General features: G+C 68.4%; 10 protein-coding genes. 7 read left to right on the top strand and 3 right to left on the bottom strand.

Annotated features, from left to right (window positions below; genetic code table 11):
- On the top strand, positions 1-778 hold a 778-nt coding region (locus tag LL964_RS12890), incomplete at its 5' end, for a hypothetical protein (protein WP_228329448.1).
- A gap of 134 nt (positions 779-912) precedes the next feature.
- On the opposite strand, the gene LL964_RS12885 is transcribed toward LL964_RS12890, so the two are convergent.
- Positions 913-1,851 carry a GAF domain-containing protein gene (locus LL964_RS12885; protein ID WP_146092319.1) on the bottom strand — a complete coding sequence of 313 codons (939 nt, stop codon included), beginning with the start codon at positions 1,849-1,851 and terminating at the stop codon, positions 913-915.
- Positions 1,852-2,123: 272 nt separating this feature from the next.
- Entirely contained in the window at positions 2,124-5,003 is a 2,880-nt protein-coding gene (locus tag LL964_RS12880) for a M16 family metallopeptidase (RefSeq protein WP_104585868.1), read from the bottom strand.
- A gap of 454 nt (positions 5,004-5,457) precedes the next feature.
- On the opposite strand from LL964_RS12880, the gene LL964_RS12875 reads away from it, so the two are divergent.
- Positions 5,458-8,067, top strand: a complete 2,610-nt coding sequence (locus LL964_RS12875) for a PAS domain S-box protein (protein ID WP_104585867.1) — start codon at positions 5,458-5,460, stop codon at positions 8,065-8,067.
- Positions 8,068-8,165: 98 nt separating this feature from the next.
- Here the strand turns inward: LL964_RS12875 and LL964_RS12870 are convergent, their stop codons facing one another.
- A complete protein-coding gene (locus LL964_RS12870) occupies positions 8,166-9,641 on the bottom strand; it encodes a cellulase family glycosylhydrolase (RefSeq protein WP_104585865.1) in 1,476 nt (491 codons plus the stop codon).
- Between the two features lie 201 nt (positions 9,642-9,842).
- Here LL964_RS12870 and LL964_RS12865 point away from each other — a divergent pair, with 201 nt between their 5' ends.
- The 5 genes from LL964_RS12865 (at position 9,843) to LL964_RS12845 (ending at position 18,078) form a co-directional block, all read left to right on the top strand.
- Entirely contained in the window at positions 9,843-11,330 is a 1,488-nt protein-coding gene (locus LL964_RS12865) for a SulP family inorganic anion transporter (protein WP_104585864.1), read from the top strand.
- A gap of 226 nt (positions 11,331-11,556) precedes the next feature.
- Positions 11,557-12,537 (top strand): GGDEF domain-containing protein, encoded by a 981-nt coding sequence (locus tag LL964_RS12860; protein ID WP_167395214.1) that lies wholly within the window; start codon positions 11,557-11,559, stop codon positions 12,535-12,537.
- Positions 12,538-12,807: 270 nt separating this feature from the next.
- Entirely contained in the window at positions 12,808-14,457 is a 1,650-nt protein-coding gene (locus LL964_RS12855) for a M28 family metallopeptidase (RefSeq protein ID WP_104586459.1), read from the top strand.
- 865 nt (positions 14,458-15,322) lie between these two features.
- Positions 15,323-17,260, top strand: a complete 1,938-nt coding sequence (gene mdoH, locus LL964_RS12850; RefSeq protein WP_104585862.1) for a glucans biosynthesis glucosyltransferase MdoH — start codon at positions 15,323-15,325, stop codon at positions 17,258-17,260.
- Between the two features lie 149 nt (positions 17,261-17,409).
- The gene (locus tag LL964_RS12845) at positions 17,410-18,078 is read left to right on the top strand and encodes an alpha/beta hydrolase (RefSeq protein WP_104585861.1); all 669 of its coding nucleotides are present in this window, start codon (positions 17,410-17,412) and stop codon (positions 18,076-18,078) included.
- Positions 18,079-18,080: the final 2 nt, after the last annotated feature.

Here is an 18,080-nt window from a genome sequence, read left to right as displayed (position 1 = left end):
CGCGACGGCACGTCGCGCGCCGCCGCCGACGCGCACCCCGCCGCCGCAGCGCCAGGTGGCAGCGGCCGATGCCGCTGCCGACGACCCGGTGGCGGCCCAGTTGTACACCCGGGACGGCAACCTGCGCCTGCCGCCCGAGGCGAAGGTGGACCCGATGGCGCCGCAAGGCGCTGCGGTTCCTCCTGGCATGGACGATGCGCGCGTGCAGGCGGGCACGCGCAATGTGATGGAGCGGGTCAATCCGGTGCAGTACCGGCAGACGCGCTTCGCCAAGGACTGGAAGAGCGACGGCACGCTGGGCGACGTGGCGATGCAGGAAGCCGGGCGCGGCATGAAGAAGTTCAACGACATGCTCAACGGGCCGCAGACGCAGACGGCCAGGGCGCGGCCACCGCCGGACGTGCGCTTCAATCCGGCACTGGCCGCAAACCAGGCCGAGCTCGGCAGCGAGGCCACCGGCGATGCATACAAGGCCGCACCCATCGCGCACGAGACGCCGCCGGACCTGAAGGGCGAAGCCAGCCGCCGCATCCGCCAGGCCCTGGCGGCGCTAGAGCAACGCAGTGCGCGTTGCGAAGCGTCCAGACGCAAGGTGCTGCTGTCGCCGGTACGCACGCATCTGTCGGATCTGGAGCGCGCCGAGCATGCACTGAACAACGGCGCCGATCCGGTGATGGCAGCACAGCTGCTGCCGCGCCAGGCGGACAGCGCCTACGACTTGGCGCGTCGCGCGCTGTGGTATGCCGACAAGCAGTTGAGGCAGTGCGCGTTGGGGTGAGCGGAACTGCGGGGCGGCGTCGCTGCGGCGTATTGGGGCTGCACAGAAGCACTGCTGCGCAGCGCCGCGACCTCCTGCGACGGCCGGTTGCTGCGCGCCATCGGCATGCCCACAACAGGTTCCCGGTGCGAGCCTCAGCTCGGGCGCTGGCGGAAACTGTTCTTTCCCGCGCTCAATGCGCTCTCTGCGCGCAGGAAGACCTGCCCGATCGGCTCGTCCGCGCGGCTGGCGCGTGCCTCGCCCAGCAACACGGTCAGGCCCAAGGCCTGCTGTTGTTTGGCCACCTCGCGTAGCGCCTGCAAGGTGTTTTCGCTGTCGGGGCCGCGCAGCACGGCGATGAACTCGGCGCTGTCGGTGACCCGATCGATACTGTTGCCGGGGCCCTGTACCAGCGCGGCGAATGCCTGGTCGAGCTGTTGCAGGGTACGGCCGAGCAGGCGTTCGCTCTGGCGCTCGGCCAGCGCGGCCAGTTCCTGCACCTCCAGGATCACCAGGCGGTACGGCTCGTCCGCAGCGGCCTGGGCGGTCGTTGCGGCGGTCTCGGCGGCCGGCTGCAGGATGGCGTCGCGCTCCTGTTGCAGCGCTTGCTGGCGCGCATCCAGCAGACGCATCGTGACCCGTGCCAGCGCCCGCAGACCGTTACGCTGGATGTCGTTGAGATGGCGCGGCTCGGTATCCAGCACGCAGACGGTCCCCAGCGCCACGCCATCGGAGGTCACCAGCGGCATGCCGGCGTAGAAGCGTGCGCCGGTATCGCCGGTGACCACGGAAATATCCCGAAAGCGCGGGTCCTGGGTCAGGTCGGGCACTTCCATCAAGGCGTTTGGCTCACGGATGGCGTGGTCGCATACCGCCTGGCTACGGTCGGTCTGCTGCAGGGCCACGCCAAGCCGTGCCTTGAACCACTGGCGATCGCGATCCACCAGCGACATCAGCGCGATCGGGGTCTCGCACAGCGAAGCCGCCACCTGCACGATGTCCTGATAGGTGTCTTCGGGCAGGCTGTCGACGATGCGATAACCGTCGAGCACCTGCTGGCGGGATGCTTCGTCTGCCTTCGGCATCTCTTTCATCGGATAAGCCAAGCGCCTGTAAAGGAGAAGACCCAAGCTTAACCGGGCTGGCCGATAACGCGGTGTCGACAACACCATCGACGTTCACTGGAACGCTTTGCTGCCGGGCAGTGCCGCCGCATCGCCGATCATCGGTCTGGCTGGTTCCATCGAATGCCGGGAGGTGTTCACCAGGCGGCGGCCCGCCCATGCGACAGGGCCGCTGCATGCAGCCCCACCACGCATCCTGCCTACCCGCCTGGGCTGCGTGCAGCCAGGCGGGCATGAGGACGTCAGCGCTTGACCGGCTTGCCGTCCACGTCCAGCACCTGCACGTCGCCCAGCTTGAGCGCACGCACCGGGGCTTCGATCTTCTTCAGGTCACCCACGATCACCCAGGTCATGGCGTCGGGCTTGATGATCCCGGCGATGGCCTTCTGTGCTGCCGCTTGATCGATCGCCTCCAGGCGCGGCTTGAGGGTTTGCACGTAATCGTCCGGGCGGTCGAATTGCACGATGCCTTCGATCGCGCCCAGCACCGCGCCGGTGGTTTCGAAGCTACCGGGCAGGGCGCGGATGCGCTGGTTCTTGATCTTGGCGATCTCCTCGCCGGTCAACGGCTTGGCGCCGATCACCGCGGTGGCTTCCTTGAAGATCTCGTTGGCCGACTCGGCGGTCTTGTCGGTCTGCACCGGCGCGGAGAACATGTAGGGACGTTGGCCCTGCGCGTCCAGCATGCGGGTGCTGGCGCCGTAGGCCCAGCGCTTGCTCTCACGCAGGTTCATGTTCAGGCGTGAGGTGAAGGTGCCGCCGAAGGCGCCGTTGGCCACGCCGATCGCCAGGTTGTCCGGGGTCTTGGTGGACGGGGCCAGCAGGCCGGCCAGGATCACCGACTGCGGTGCGTCCGGGCGGTTGATCAGGTAGACGCGCGGCTTGGGCTGCGCGGCCACCTGGACCAGGTTCTTCTTCGGCAGCGGGGTGGCTGGTGCCTTCCAGTCGCCGAACGCCGCGTCCAGCTGCGGAATGATCTGCGCCAGCGTGGTGTCGCCGGCCACCAGGATGCGCAGGTTGTCCGGACGCAGCCACTGGCTGTGGAAGGCCTGCAGGTCCTGCGCATTGAGGCTCCTGATCGCCGCCTCGGTGCCGCTGCCGGTGAGCGGGATGCCGTACGGATGCTGCTTGCCGAACAGCAACGGCGGCAACGCGCGCAGCGCCAGGCTATTGGGCTGGGTCTTTTCCTGCGCGATGCCGGACAGCCACTGCCCGCGCACGCGCTCGATATCGCTGCCCTTGAAGGCCGGGTTGCGCACGATGTCGGAGAACAACTGCAGCGATGGCTGCAACTGGTCGTTGAGCGCGTCCAGCGACGCACTGCAGCTGTCCAGATCGCAGCCCACCGCGGTGATGGCGCCCAGGCGCTGGCGGCGTTGCGCCACTTCCACCGAATCCAGCGCGGTGGTGCTCTCGTTCATCAGTGCGGCGCTGAAGCTGGCGGTACCGAGCTTGTTGCCCTGGTCGGCGGCATACCCGGCATCGAACAGCAGCTCGATCTGGGTGACCGGGATGGTGTGGCGCTCGGCCAGCACCACCTCGATGCCGTTCTTCAACTTGCCACGCTGCAGTGTCGGAAAGCTCAGGTCCGGGAACTGGTTGGTGTCCGGCACGCCCTTGCTGCGATCCAGTGTGGAGGCGGTGACGGTGTACTTGCCGGCGGCCGGCAGCTTGGGCGCCGGCTTGCCCGGTTCGGCGGCGCGTGCGACCACCGCCTTGTCTTCGGCGTCCGGGTCGAAGCCCTTGTCGGCCGGCAACACCGTCAGCAGGTAGTCGCCCTTGCCGAACCAGGTGGCGGCGGCTTGCCTGACGCTGTCCACGGTGGCGGCCTGGCCGCGCTGCAGGTCCTGCTTGTAGGCGCCCGGATCGCCGCGATAGACCTGGCCCTCGGCCAGGATCGCTGCCTTGCCGCTGAACCCACCCACCTTTTCCAGTCCACGCACGAAGCCGGCGCGGTAGGCCACCTGCGCGCGCTGCAGCTCGTCGGCGGTGGGGCCCTGGGCGATGAACTTCTTCAATTCCTCGTCGATGATGGCTTCGACCCTGGCCGGGTCCACGCCGTCCTTCACGTCCGCCTGGATCTGCATCTGGCTGGACAGCGCGAAGGGCTGAATCGAGGCCGACACGTCGTCGACCAGATTGTCCTGATACACCAGGCGCTGGTACAGCCGCGAGGTCTTGCCGCCGCCCAGCACGGTGGTGGCCAGGTCCAGCTGGATCACGTCATCGGTGCCCAGCTGCGGCGCGGCCCAGGTGCGGTAGATGCGCGGCTGCGCCACGTGGTCGTGCTGCACGCCGCGCTTCTGCGCCGGCAGCGGGGTGATCCACGGCTGCTGACGCGGCACCGGCTTGCCGGAAGGAATGTCGCCGAAGTACTGCGCGGCCTTGGCGCGCGCCTGCGCCACGGTGATGTCGCCGGCCAGTACCAGGGTGGTATTGGCTGCGCCGTAGTTGGCGTTGAACCACTGTTTGACATCGGCCAGCGAGGCCGCATCCAGGTCTTCCATCGAGCCGATGGTGTCGTGCTGGTAGGGATGGTTGGCCGGGAACAGGTTGGACAGGATGTTCTGGTCCACGCGGCCGTAGGGGCGGTTCTCGCCCTGGCGTTTCTCGTTCTGCACCACGCCGCGCTGGGTATCGAGTTCCTCCTGGCCGATCGCGCCGAGCAGATGGCCCATGCGGTCCGATTCCAGCCACAGCGCGGTATCCAGCGCGGTGGTCGGCACGGTTTCGAAGTAATTGGTGCGGTCGAACCAGGTGGTGCCGTTCATGTCGGTGGTGCCGACCTTCTCCAGCGGCGCGAAGAAGCTGCCCTTGTTGTTCTCCGAGCCGGAGAACATCAGGTGCTCGAACAGATGCGCAAAGCCGGTCTTGCCGGCCGGCTCGTCGCCGGAGCCGATGTGGTACCAGATGCTGACCGCCACCACCGGGGCCTTGTGGTCTTCGTGCACGATCACGGTCAGGCCGTTGGGCAGGGTGAAGCGCGTGTAGGCGATGTCGGGGATGGCGCTGCTGGTCGCGGCCTTGGACAGGCTGGCCGGGGCGGCCGCGACGGCGGGGGCGACGGTACCGGCAGCCATGCCCAGGACACCGGCGATCAACAGGGACAGCGGACGCAGCATGTGACACTCCTGGAAACGGACAATCGGCCGAGGGTAGTGGCTGCCTGGCGGCGCCGCAAATGCAGGGCGGCATGGGCTGCGACGGCGGCGAAGCCGGCCTCGCCGTCGGGGCGGCCTGGCCGAGCGCGGCGGTGGGGCGCCGGACCCGCCGGTGCACGGTCGATCGCGCCGCACGCATTGCATGGTGCAGGTGCCGACCCAGGGCCGCAGCGGGTGGGGCGCGGCCGGCCACCACGTACCGAGCCACGCCCGATGCAGCCGCCACCGCGATGTCGTCCTCGCTTGGTCCTGCATCCATGCATGCGCGGCCGGCGGTGTTGCCGCCACTGCCACGGTGCCGGGCCCGATGGGCCGCGCCGCATGAACGGACGCGACCAGGAGCGCTTAAGTTGACCATCGCCTCGCCGTTACCTCGGGCGATCTACCTTGACCAGACGCCGCCTCCGACTTCGCCATGACCGCCACGCTGCCGCCCGTGCCGATTCCCGACAACGACGCGCTGCGCGTGGACGCGGTGCGCCGGTTGGGCGTACTGGACACCGAGTACGAGGCCGAATTCGACGATATCGCCTGGCTGGCCGCGCACGTCACCGGCGCGCCGATGGCGCTGGTGTCGCTGCTGGATGCCGACCGGCAATGGTTCAAGGCGCGCTGCGGCACCGACCTGGAAGGCACCCCGCGTAGCGTGTCCTTCTGTTCGTACACGGTGATGGGCACCGAGCTGATGGAGGTGCCCGACGCCGAGGCCGACCCGCGCTTCGCCGCCAACCCGCTGGTCACCGCCGTGCCGGGTGTGCGCTCGTATGTCGGGGTGCCGTTGATCGGCCGCGAGGGATACGCCTACGGCACCCTGTGCACGCTCAGCACGCGGTCGCGCGTGCTCGGCGAAGAACAGAAGCAGGCGCTGATCCGGCTGGCGCGCCAGGCGGCCAACCTGCTGGAATCGCGCCGCGACCGGCTGGACGCGCAGGCGCAGCGGCAGACCCTGAGCATGCTGCTGGAGGCCATGCCCGACGGCGTGGTGGCCTGCGATACCGATGGCCTGCTGCGCGAATTCAATCACGCCGCACGGCGCTGGCATGGCGCCGACCCACGCCTGCTGCCACCTGCGCAGTGGGCGCAGCATTTCGATCTGTACGCCGCCGACGGCAACACGCTGCTGTCGACCGAGGCGATTCCGCTGGTACGCGCCTGGCGCGGCGAACACGTCCGCAATGCCGAGCTGGTGATCCGCGCGAACGGGCAGCCTGCGCGCAGCGTGTTGTGCAATGCCGATCCGGTGGCCGCCGATAACGGGTCTGCGCTGGGCGCCGTGTGCGTGATGCATGACATCACCCAGCTCAAGGATGCCTCGGCGGCACTGTCTGCCGAGCGCGCGCGGCTGCAGGCGCTGGTGGATGCGTCGCAGGACGTGGCGATCATCGCCTTCGATCCGCAGGGACGCATCGAGTTGTTCAATCCGGGCGCCGAACGGCTGTTGGGGTATGCCGCCGCCGAGGTGCTGGGCGGCTGCCCGACCCAGTTCCATCTGCATTCCGAGCTCGAGCGCCACATGGCCACGCTGGCGCTGTCGCCACCCTCGTACGCGAAGCTCGCCGCCGCCGCGGCTGGCGATCTGCTGGGCGTCGAGCTGTGGACGCTGGTGCGCAAGAACGGCGAGCTGCGGCGGGTACGGCTGTGCTTCAACATCATCCACGACGCGCGGCAGGGGCTGGCGGGCTATCTGGCGATGGCCATCGACGTGACCGCCGAGCTGCAGGCGCAGGCGGCTGCGCAACTGGCCGCCGAACGGTTCGCCGGCGCCTTCGAGACCGCGCCGCAGGGCATGGCGATCGTCTCGCTGGACGGGGCCTGGCGCGACGTCAATCCTTCGCTGTGCAGCATCCTGGGCTATCCGCGCGAACAGTTGTTGCGAACCACCTTTCAGCAGATCACCCACCCCGACGATCTGCAGATGGACCTGCAACTGGTGCAGGAACTGATCGATGGCAAGCGCGGCAGCTACAGTCTGGCCAAGCGCTACATCAGCCAGCAGGGGGCGGTGATCTGGGCACAGCTATCGGTCTCGCTGGTACGCGACGGCAGTGGCGCGCCGGCGCATTTCGTCTCGCAGATCCAGGACGTCACCGAGCGGCACGTGGCCGCCGAACGTCTGGCCGAGAGCGAGGCGCGCCTGCGCGCGATCAGCGACGCCACGCCAGCGCTGGTCAGCCAGTTCGATGCCGCCCAGCGCTGCCTGTTCGCCAACCAGGCTCACCGCGATTGGCTGGGCATGGAGCCGGCCAGCCTGGTCGGCCTGCCCATCACCCGCCTGCTTGGCGCGCCGCTGAGCGCGGCGGCACGTGCGGCGCTGGCGCAAGTGATCGTCGGGCAACGCGTCAGCTTCGAGCATGTGCTGCGGATGGGCGACACCACGCGCGATGTGGAGATCACCCTGGTGCCCGAGGCGCGGCGCACGGCGGCAGGAGCGCAGGGATTCTTCTTGATGGCGCAGGACGTCACCGCGCACAAGACGCTGCACCGGCTGATGCACGAGCGCGCCACGCGCGATGCCCTCACCGGCCTGCCCAATCGGCATGCCTGGACCGACGCACTGCATGCGGCGATCGCGCAGGCGCAGCAGCTGCAGCGCGCCGTGGCGGTGATGTTCCTGGATCTGGACGGATTCAAGCGCATCAACGACACCTACGGCCACCGCGCGGGCGACGCGGTGCTGGTGGAGTTCGGGCGCTGCCTGCAGCGCGCGGTGGAAGGGCGCTACCTGGTGGCACGTCTGGCCGGCGATGAGTTCGTGGTGTTGCTGGACAACCTGCAGGCGCCGGAGGCGGCGTGTCACGGTGTCGCCGAGCGCATCCGCCAGGCGGTGGCGGCGGGGACCATGTTCGGCGAGCAGTGGCTGCCGATCCAGCCCAGCATCGGCGTCGCCTGGCTGCGGGGCGACGATGCCGACGCCGCCAGCCTGATGCACGCAGCGGACGAAGCGATGTATGCAGCGAAGAATGCGCGGCGCGCAGACGCGGGTAGCGAGACGTCGCGGCCGGCCTCGCGGCGAGAGAAGGGGTGACGGGACGCCGGGCGGCGGCCCACGGCGTTACCCGGTTGCATGAGGCGATCGGCCGATCGCCTCATGCGGCATGGCGGGCGTACCCGCCAGTACGATGATCAGCTCGCCGCGCAGAAGCCGAATTCGGCGGTCGCACCGGCCGCCAGCGTGCGGTTGAAGTCCACGCCGCTGGCCTTGAGCGTGCTGCCGCTCTGCGACCAGGTCGCGTTCCAGGCATTGTTGACCCTGCCTGTCACGGGCACCGAAACGGTCCAGGCGCCGCTGGCGGTGCCGGTATTGGTGACCTGCACGCGGCTGCACGATCCGCCGGCCCAGCTGCTGTCCACGATCACCCTGGTGCTGAAGCTGCCGGTTCCCGGCGTCGGAGTCGGAGTCGGCGTCGGTGTGGGTGTGGGAGTGGGCGTGGGAGTGGGAGTGGGTGTCGGAGTGGGCGTTGGAGTCGGCGTCGGCGTCGTGCCGCCTGCAGTGCCCCACAGGGTGCGCAGCAGCGTCATCTTGTCCTGGCGGACCGTGGTCCAGTCGTCGCGCAGGATGCCGCCGGTGTCGCCGCTGTTTGGATTCCAGGACCAGTAGAAGCCCTCGTTGATTCCCTTGCTGCGCAGGTAGCGCACCAGCGCGTCCTGCCAGGTCTTGTCGCGCGCATCGCCTTCGCCGTACTTGCCGCCGAACTCGCCCAACAACAGGGCGTACTTGCCGATGAACTGGCCGAAGTGGCGGTCCCAGATGGCCGGCATGTTGTTGGGGAAGTTGCTGTCGTTGAAATACGACTGCACGTACACGTCCGGGCCGTAGACATGCGGCGCCAGCAGCAGGCGGTTGGCGGGGATGTTCAGCGGGGTGCAGGCCAGCGGCTGCAGGTTGCCGCCCCAGAAGATGCCGCCGTTGATCGAGCACACCGGGTTGTCGCCGATGCCTTCCACCGCAATGATCCACTTCGGCGCCACTGCCAGCACCGCGGCCGAGGCGCGTTCGGCGGCCTTGTTCCAATCGGTGGCGGCGTTGCCGGTGCCCCAGGTCGCGGCGCCATGCGGTTCGTTCTTCAGGTCCACGCCGATCACGTACGGCACGTTCTTGTAGCGGTTGGCCACGAAACGCAGGTCGGTCAGCCACTGCGCTTCGGAGTAGGAGCCGGTGTACCAGAGTTCGGAGATGGCCGCGCAGTCGGGAGTGTGGTGATCCAGCAGCACATACATGCCGCGCGCATTGAACTCGTTGATCACCTTGTCCAGGATCTGCAGCGAGGTCAGGCCCTGCAGGTCGGCGTTGCGGCTGTAGTCGATGCTGGTCGGCATGGTGGTGCTGCGCAGCGTGGCCGGGCAGAACGGCAGGCGCACGGCGTTGAAGCCCAGGCCCTGCATCTGGTTGATCATGTCTTTCCAGTTGCGTGCCCACAGACCGTGCATGACATGGTTGCCGGTCTCGAAGCCGAACACGTTGACGCCCTTGAGCTGCACGACCTTGCCGCTGTCGTCGACGACGCGGTTGTTGCTGATGGAATAGCTGTGCGCCGGTGCGGCGGCCAAGGCCAGCGCGGTGGCCAGCGCAAGGGTACTTGCGGTCCTGAAGATGGACATGAGGATCTCCCTGGATGACCGAGCTCGACACCCGAGCCCGGTGAGGGGGGCATCTTGGTCCCAGGCCTCAGAACGGGACGTGATCGCTTCCACAAAAGAATGCATTGCCGCACCAGTCACACCCGAAGCGTTCGTTTGCACCACACTATTTGCGTAACGGATGGCCACTTGCTGTCCTTTTTGTCCCTGGAGTGTCCATAAATGTCCCTGTTGCGCGCCGAACTGGCGCAATGGCGCGCGTCGCCCGCGCGCGAAGTGATGGCCGGCGCGGTCGCCACGTTCGCCCTGATTCCCGAAGTGATCGCATTCGCCTTCGTGGCGGGCGTGGACCCGCAGGTGGGACTGTTCGCATCCTTCGTGATCGGCATCGTCATCGCCTTCTGCGGTGGGCGGCCGGCCATGATTTCGGCGGCCGCCGGTTCGGTGGCCCTGGTGGCCGCGCCCCTGGTCGCAGCGCACGGCTTGCCGTACCTGCTGGCCGCCGGGTTGCTGGCCGGTGCCGTGCAGATCCTGTTCGGGCTGTTGCGGCTGGGCGTGCTGATGCGGTTCGTCAGCAGCTCGGTGCGCACCGGCTTCGTCAACGCCTTGGCGGTGCTGATCTTCGCCGCGCAGCTGCCGCATCTGCTGGGCGCCAACCTGGCCACCTGGGCCATGCTGGGGGTGGGCCTGGCGATCATCTACGGGCTGCCGCGCCTGCGCATCCCGGGGCTGGCGGCGATTCCCTCGCCGTTGCTGTGCATCCTGCTGCTGACCGTGGCCGGCAGTGCGCTGCAGCTACCGCTGAAGACCGTGGCCGATCTGGGCAGACTGCCCAACGCGCTGCCGGTGCTGCACTGGCCGGCGGTGCCGATGACGCTGGAGACCCTGCGCATCATCGCGTTGCCGGCGCTGGCCATCGCCATGGTCGGCCTGCTCGAATCGTTGATGACCGCACGCGTGGTCGACGAGCTCACCGACACTCCCAGCGACAAGAACCGCGAGTGCACCGGGCTGGGCATCGCCAACGCGGCAGCCAGCCTGTTCGGCGGCATCGCCGGGTGCGGCATGATCGGGCAGACCGTGGGCAACGTGAAGTATGGCGGCCGCGGCCGGCTGTCGACCCTGTTCGCCGGCGTGTTCCTGCTGGTGCTGATGGTGTTGCTCAAGCCCTGGGTGTCGCAGGTCCCGGTGGTGGCGCTGGTGGCCATCATGGTGATGGTGTCGGTGGAGACCTTCGATTGGCGCTCGTTGCGGACCGTGGTCACCCATCCGCGCACCTCCAGCGTGGTGATGCTGGCCACCGTGGCGGTGACGCTGGCAACGCACAACCTGGCGGCCGGGGTCGCGGTGGGCGTGGTGCTGAGCGGGGTGTTCTTCACCTTCAAGGTGGCCGGGCTGCTGCAGATCGCGCATGTCGATGGCGCAGACGGCGTGCGCACCTACCGCGTGCGCGGACAGGTGTTCTTCGCCTCGGCCGATGTGTTCATCGACGCGTTCGATGCGCGCGAGGTCCCCGGCCGCAGCGTGGTGATCGATGTCAGCCGTGCACATTTCTGGGACATCACCGCCGTGGCGGCGCTGGACAAGGTGGTGCAGCGGCTGCGCCATCACGAGTTGCAGGTGCAGGTGCGCGGCCTGAATGCCGGCAGCCGGCGGCTGATGCAACGGCACGCGCTGGGCGAAGATGCCCTGGAGTCCGCATTGCCCTGAACCCCGTGGCCGGGACGGCCATCGGGCGCGGGCCCGCCGGCCGCACCAGGCCTGCCCCGTGCCGGGCGCGGGGCAGCGAGCGGTCTCAAGTTTGCGGCCGCAGCGCCGATGAACCGGCAACCTGATTGCCGGTCGCCGTCGTGAAGCCTTTGCGTTGCCGTCCCAGTTGTCTGCCCGCAGGCCGCCTCTCCGGCGGCCGGCCCGCATGCGTCATACGGAAGCGCCGATGAGCGTGTCGCCGTTGCTCGAACGCATGGTGGACATGAGCGCCATCCGCGATGCGGAGCTGCTCGATCTGAGCCTGCTGCGTACCATGCGCGAGGTCTGCGCCGCCGAAGAGCTGTCGCTGCTGCGCATCGCCCCGGACGGCCGCACCATGGCCGAAAGCCGGCTGCGCGAGGACGGGCGCCTGTCGTTGACCGTGGCCGAGCTGCACGATGCGCAGATGCGCGCACAACTGGCCGAGCTGCACGGTCCGGGCGAGGTGCTGCAGCTGCACCAGGACGGGCGCGCCCTGCTGGTCTACCCGATGATGGAGACGCGCGGCATCCGCACCTGCCTGCGGGTGGGCGGGGCACGTGCGCCCGGAGCGGCCGAGCAGGCGATGCTGCAGGGCTTTGCGCGATTCTTCCAGAATTACCGCAGCCTGCTCGACGATGCCCAGCGCGATGCGTTGACCGGCCTGCGTAACCGCAAGACCTTCGACGATGTGATTCTGCGGCTGTTCGGTGGCGACCCTGCGGCGGCGGAGAGCCAGGGCGTGTGGCTGGGGATCGTGGACATCGATCACTTCAAACGCGTCAACGACACCTTCGGGCACCTGTATGGCGACGAGGTGCTGCTGCTGGTGGCGCAGCTGATGCAGCGCGCGTTCCGTCAGGACGACCTGCTGTTCCGTTTCGGCGGCGAGGAATTCGTGATCGTGCTGCGCGGCGTGGATCGCGATATCGCCGTCGGCCTGTTCGAACGCTTCCGTACGGCGGTGGCCGGGCATGATTTCCCGCAGGTGGGTCAGGTCACCCTCAGTGCCGGCATCGTGGAACTGACCCACGGTCGGTTGATCAGCCAGATGCTCGACGAAGCCGATAAGGCGCTGTACTGGGCCAAGCAGCACGGCCGCAACCGCGCCGCGGTGTATGCCGAACTGATCGCCAGCGGGCAGCTGCAGCAGCAGCCTCAGCAGGTGGGCAGCGTCGATCTGTTCTGAGCACGGCGATCGGGCGAGTGTGCGGCCCGGCCGTCGCGCCCGTGTTCCGCCTCGCAAAATCGCCGGGCACAAAGTGTTCTTCCTGCCTGCGCGCTGGCCTGCGCGCTGCGGGCAACGCGCCGCCGGCCAGCCCGCGTCGCAGCGAACGGTGTCCGCAGCCCGCGTCCGCGCCTTAGCGTCAGCAGGTCCCGGCGGCAGTGGCTACACTCGGGGGCTGTTCGGACGACCCTGGGGGTTGCGGTGAAGCGAGTTGTGATCAAGCGTGCGCTGATGAAGCGAGGTGCGGTGGGGCTGCTGGCGACGGCGATCTCGACCGTGGTGATGGCGCAGACGCCGACGTTCGACGGTGCGCGCATCTCGCGCGACGTCAAGGAGCTGGCTTCGGACGCCTATGAGGGCCGAGGCCCTGCCACCGCAGGCGAAGACAAGACCGTGGCCTACCTGAGCCAGCAGTTCGCCGCCGCCGGCCTGCAGCCTGGCGGCGACCTGAAGGATGGCAAGCGCCTGTGGACCCAGGCGGTGCCGCTGCGGCGCGCCGATATCGTCGGTACGCCGACCATCGCGCTGGCCGATGCCGGCAAGTCGCAGCCGCTGACCCAGGGCAAGCAGATCGCCATCCGCGCCGCGCTCGATGGCTCGTCCAAGGTGGAGATCGCCAACGCGCCGCTGGTGTTCGTCGGCTACGGCGTCAAGGCGCCCGAGCGCGACTGGGACGACTTCAAGGGCGTGGACCTGAAGGGCAAGATCGCGGTGGTGCTGATCAACGACCCGGACTTCGAAACCGGCAAGGGCGCCTTCGACGGCGCCGGCATGACCTACTACGGCCGTTGGACCTACAAGTACGAAGAAGGCGCGCGCCAGGGTGCGCTTGGCGTGCTGGTAGTGCATGAAACCGCGCCGGCCTCCTACGGCTGGGACACCGTGGCCAGCTCCAATACCAACACCATGTTCGACGTGGTGCGCGACAACCCGCGCAGCGCGCATCCCACGGTGGAGGGCTGGATCCAGCGCGATCTGGCCGCCGATCTGTTCAAACGCGCCGGGCTGGATTTCGACACCTTGAATAAGCAGGCGCAGACGCGCGCGTTCAGGCCGGTCGAACTCGAGGGCCAGCGGTTGAGCGCCAGCTATCAGGTCGCCTCCGACGTGATCACCTCGCACAACGTGGTGGCGCGGCTGGAAGGCAGCAAACGCCCGAACCAGACGCTGATCTACAGCGCGCACTGGGACCACATCGGCGTGGGCAAGCCGGATGCGCGTGGCGACACCATCTTCAACGGCGCGCTGGACAACGCCAGCGGCACGGCCGCATTGCTGGAGCTGGCGCGCGGCTTCGCCAAGGCGCCCAGGCCGGAGCGCTCGGTGGTGTTCCTGGCGGTGACCGCCGAAGAGAAAGGTTTGCTGGGTTCGGAGTTCTACGCCTCCAAGCCGCTGTATCCGCTGGACACCACGGTGGCGGTGATCAACATGGACGGCATGAATCCGTTCGTGCCCTCGCGCGACTTCGGCATCTACGGCACCGCCAAGCTCGAACTGCTCGACCAGCTCAAGACCGTGGCCGCGCAATCAAAGCTGCGCTACACGCCCGATCCCAAGCCGCAGGCCGGCTACTTCTTCCGTTCCGATCATTTCTCCTTCGCCAAGCGTGGCGTGCCGGCGCTGTCGTATGCGGCCGGACAGGACTGGGAAGTGGGCGGCGTGGCCGCCGGCAAGGCCGCGGCCGACGACTACACCGCCAAGCGCTATCACCAGCAGGGCGACGAGTGGAAGCCGGACTGGAGCTTTGCCGGTGCCGCGCGCGATCTGGGCGTGCTGTACGCACTGGGCCGCCAGCTGGCCGATTCGCAGCAGTGGCCGAACTGGAGCCAAGATTCGGAGTTCCGCGCCACCCGCGATGCCAGCGAGGCGGCGCGCAAGTAACAACGTCTGGCAACGTTTTTGCGCCACTGTCGGGCGCGCGTTGCGGTGTTCGCTGCGCAGAGCACCGCGCCCTTGGCTTCTTTGCGTTTGCTGCAGGGCCCTTGCCCGCCCACCATCGCGGGACACGCTGCAAGTACGTCCTTGTAAGCTCTTACGCGGCATCCATGCCGCGTAAGGTCCCGCGACGGTGAGCGGGCAAGGACCAGTGGAGTTGGTCGGTGTGCAGAGCCTGCAATAAACAGCCAGCAAACGGTCTGGTGCGCAGATTTCGTTCTTAATGAAGCCACCAGCCAACTGGCTGGCGCGGTGTCCTCACCGATTGCGGGACCGTTGGCGGCATGGATGCCGCCATCGAGCCCCCATGGACGGGTTAACGGCGTGTCCCGCGAGCGGTGAGGGCATCGCGCCCTCGACCAGCCAGGCTGTCGCTCCGAGCCTTGGCTGCATCAAAAGACCTAACAAACCAACGCAGCCGAATGCACCTTATGGCACACCACTTGCACCCGTTACGCACGACAGCCCGGCCAGCGGTCCGTGACAACGCGTGTGGCAGCCTGCAATCTGTTGGGGTTGCGTTCGGTTGTCACGGCGTAGTCTGCCGCGCGGTCCTTGTCGGGAGGGGCAACGACTGCAGCAGGGCCTTCGCTTCCTTTAACGGTCGATTCTTTAGGATGAGCCGCGACGTCGCGTCGCCGCCAGGAGAGTTTGTGCATCGGAGTGGTTCAACACCTGCCAATCCCGCGTCGTGTCCGCATCGCGCCGGCCCCGTTGCTGTCGCCGCAGGCGTGGCGCCGCCGCGTCGCAGCGCTGGCAGGCATCTTTCGTTTCCGCCCACACTCTCGCGCCAATGCGACGGGCAGCCCTGATGGACGGTACCGTGACCCTTTCCCCCGCACCAACCGACGTGCCTCGCGTCTCCCCGCTGGATGCCGGCCAGCCCACGCTGCCACCGGAAGCGCCGTTGGCGATGCCCGAACAGTCGCTGCGCGAGGGTCGCTTGCAGGTGCCGCATCAACGGACCTCGCCGCCCGGCATCGGCCTGCGCCGCTTCTATCTGATCGGCGGCACCCTGGCCACCACCGCGGTCGCGGTGTGGGTGATGCTCAGCGTGCTGTGGCCCGATGGCGTCAGCGTGCTGGAGGGCTGCCTGCTCGGCCTGTTCGTGCTGCTGTTCGCCTGGATCGCGATGTCCTTCGCCAGCGCGGTGGCCGGTTTCGTTACCGTGGTGGCGCGTGCCGGGCGCAAGCTCGGCATCGACCCGGAACAGCCGCTGCCCACGCTGCGCTCGCGTACCGCGCTGCTGATGCCGACCTACAACGAAGACCCGCGCCGGCTGCTGGCCGGCCTGCAGGCCATCTACGAATCGGTGGCCGAGACCGGGCAACTGGAGCACTTCGACTTCTTCGTACTCAGCGACACCACCCGCGAGCATATCGGCCGCGCCGAAGAGCTGGTCTACCAGGAGCTGTGCGACCGCGTCGGCGGGCATGGGCGCATCTTCTACCGCCGCCGCGCCGACAATGCCGCGCGCAAGGCCGGCAACGTGGCCGACTGGGTGCGCCGTTTCGGCGGCAGCTACCCGCAGATGCTGATCCTGGACGCCGACAGCGTGATGACCGGCGACACCATCGTGCGGCTGGTTGCCGGCATGGAAAGCAATCCGGACGTGGGCCTGATCCAGACCCTGCCGGCGGTGGTCAACGGGCAGACCCTGTTCGCCCGCATGCAGCAGTTCGGCGGGCGCGTGTATGGGCCGATCATCGCCTTCGGCGTGGCCTGGTGGCACGGCGCCGAGAGCAATTACTGGGGCCACAACGCCATCATCCGCACCCAGGCCTTCGCCGATCACGCCGGCCTGCCGTCGCTACGCGGACGCAAGCCGTTCGGCGGGCATGTGCTCAGTCACGACTTCGTGGAAGCGGCGCTGATGCGGCGCGGCGGCTGGGCCATGCACATGGTGCCCTACCTGCAGGGCAGCTATGAGGAAGGCCCGCCCACGCTGACCGACCTGCTGATCCGCGACCGCCGCTGGTGCCAGGGCAACCTGCAGCACGCCAAGGTGGTGAGCGCCAAGGGGCTGCACTGGATCAGCCGCATGCACATGCTGATCGGCATCGGGCATTACTTCACCGCGCCGATGTGGGGCCTGCTGATGCTGATCGGCATCGGCATCCCGCTGGCCGGCGGCGGTATCGATCTGGCCGGCGACCTGCCGTTTTCTCCCGCGCGTTACTGGCATGGCAGCAGCCAGGGCAATGCGATCTGGATCTTCATCTGCACCATGTTCGTGCTCCTGGCGCCAAAGCTGCTCGGCTACATCGCCCTGCTGCTCAATCCGCGCGAACTGCGCGCCTGCGGCGGCGCCATCCGTGCGGCACTGAGCATCCTGCTGGAGACCGTGCTGGCTGCGCTGATGGCGCCGGTGGTGATGTACCTGCAGTCGCGCGGCGTGTTCGAAGTGCTGGCCGGCAAGGATTCGGGCTGGGACGCGCAGGTGCGCGACGACGGCAAGCTGTCGTGGCCGGCGCTGCTGCGCAGCTACGGCGGGCTGACCCTGTTCGGCGTGTTCATGGGGACGCTGGCCTATCTGGTGTCGCCGTCGCTGGCCGCCTGGATGGCGCCGGTGGTCGTCGGCATGGCGTTGTCGATTCCGGTGGTGGCGCTGACCTCGCTGCGGCGCTCCGGCCTGGCGCTGCGCCGCGCCGGCATCTTCTGCATCCCCGAAGAACTCGACCCGCCCAAGGTGCTGGTGCGCGCCTCCGAACTGCGCCGCGCCGCCGCGCAGGAACCGCCGTTGGTCTGAGTGCGCGGCGGCGCTAGCCTTGCCGGCCGATGCGTCTTCGGCTGACGGCTGCCGGCCGCCACGGCAGCGACGGATCGCCGCATCCGGTGCCAGGTGATCGGCCCTGCCTGTCGCGCAGGGCATAATGCCCAGCCCGCAAGCGGAGCTGGATGATGCTGGACGTGATCGAACGCGAGACTGGACCGAACCCGCAGTGGACCGTGCTGTGGCTGCATGGCCTGGGCGCCGACGGCAGCGACTTCGCCCCGCTGGTGCCGGAGCTGGTGCGCCCGCAGTGGCCGGCGCTGCGCTTCGTGTTCCCGCATGCGCCGATCCGTCCGATCACCATCAACAACGGCGTGCGCATGCGCGGGTGGTACGACATCGTCGGCATGGACTTCTCCCAGCGCGCCGACAAGGCCGGGATCGCCGAGTCGGTGGCCCAGGTCGAAGCCCTGATCGCCCAGGAGCAGCGTCGCGGCATCGCGCCCGAGCGCATCCTGCTGGCCGGGTTTTCGCAGGGCGGGGCGGTGACCCTGGCGGTGGGTCTGCAGCGCAGCGTGCCGCTGGCCGGGCTGATCGCGCTGTCGACCTATCTGCCGGACCCGGCCGCTGCCGCCAGCCAGCTGCAGTCGGCCGCCACCGTCCAACCGCTGTTCATGGCCCACGGCACGGCCGACCCGGTGGTGCCGTTCGCGGCCGGCCAGGCCAGCATGCAGGCGCTGCGCACGCTCGGCTTCGCGCTGGACTGGCACACCTATCCGATGGGGCACCAGGTCTGCCTGGAAGAGATCGACGCCCTGCGCGACTGGATGCAGGCGCGCTTCACCGCCGCCTGAGC

It is taken from the genome of Xanthomonas melonis (assembly GCF_020783655.1).
Taxonomy (GTDB): Bacteria; Pseudomonadota; Gammaproteobacteria; order Xanthomonadales; family Xanthomonadaceae; genus Xanthomonas; species Xanthomonas melonis.
Note: the sequence above shows the minus strand (reverse complement) of the source record. Positions and strands in the feature narration are given on the sequence as shown.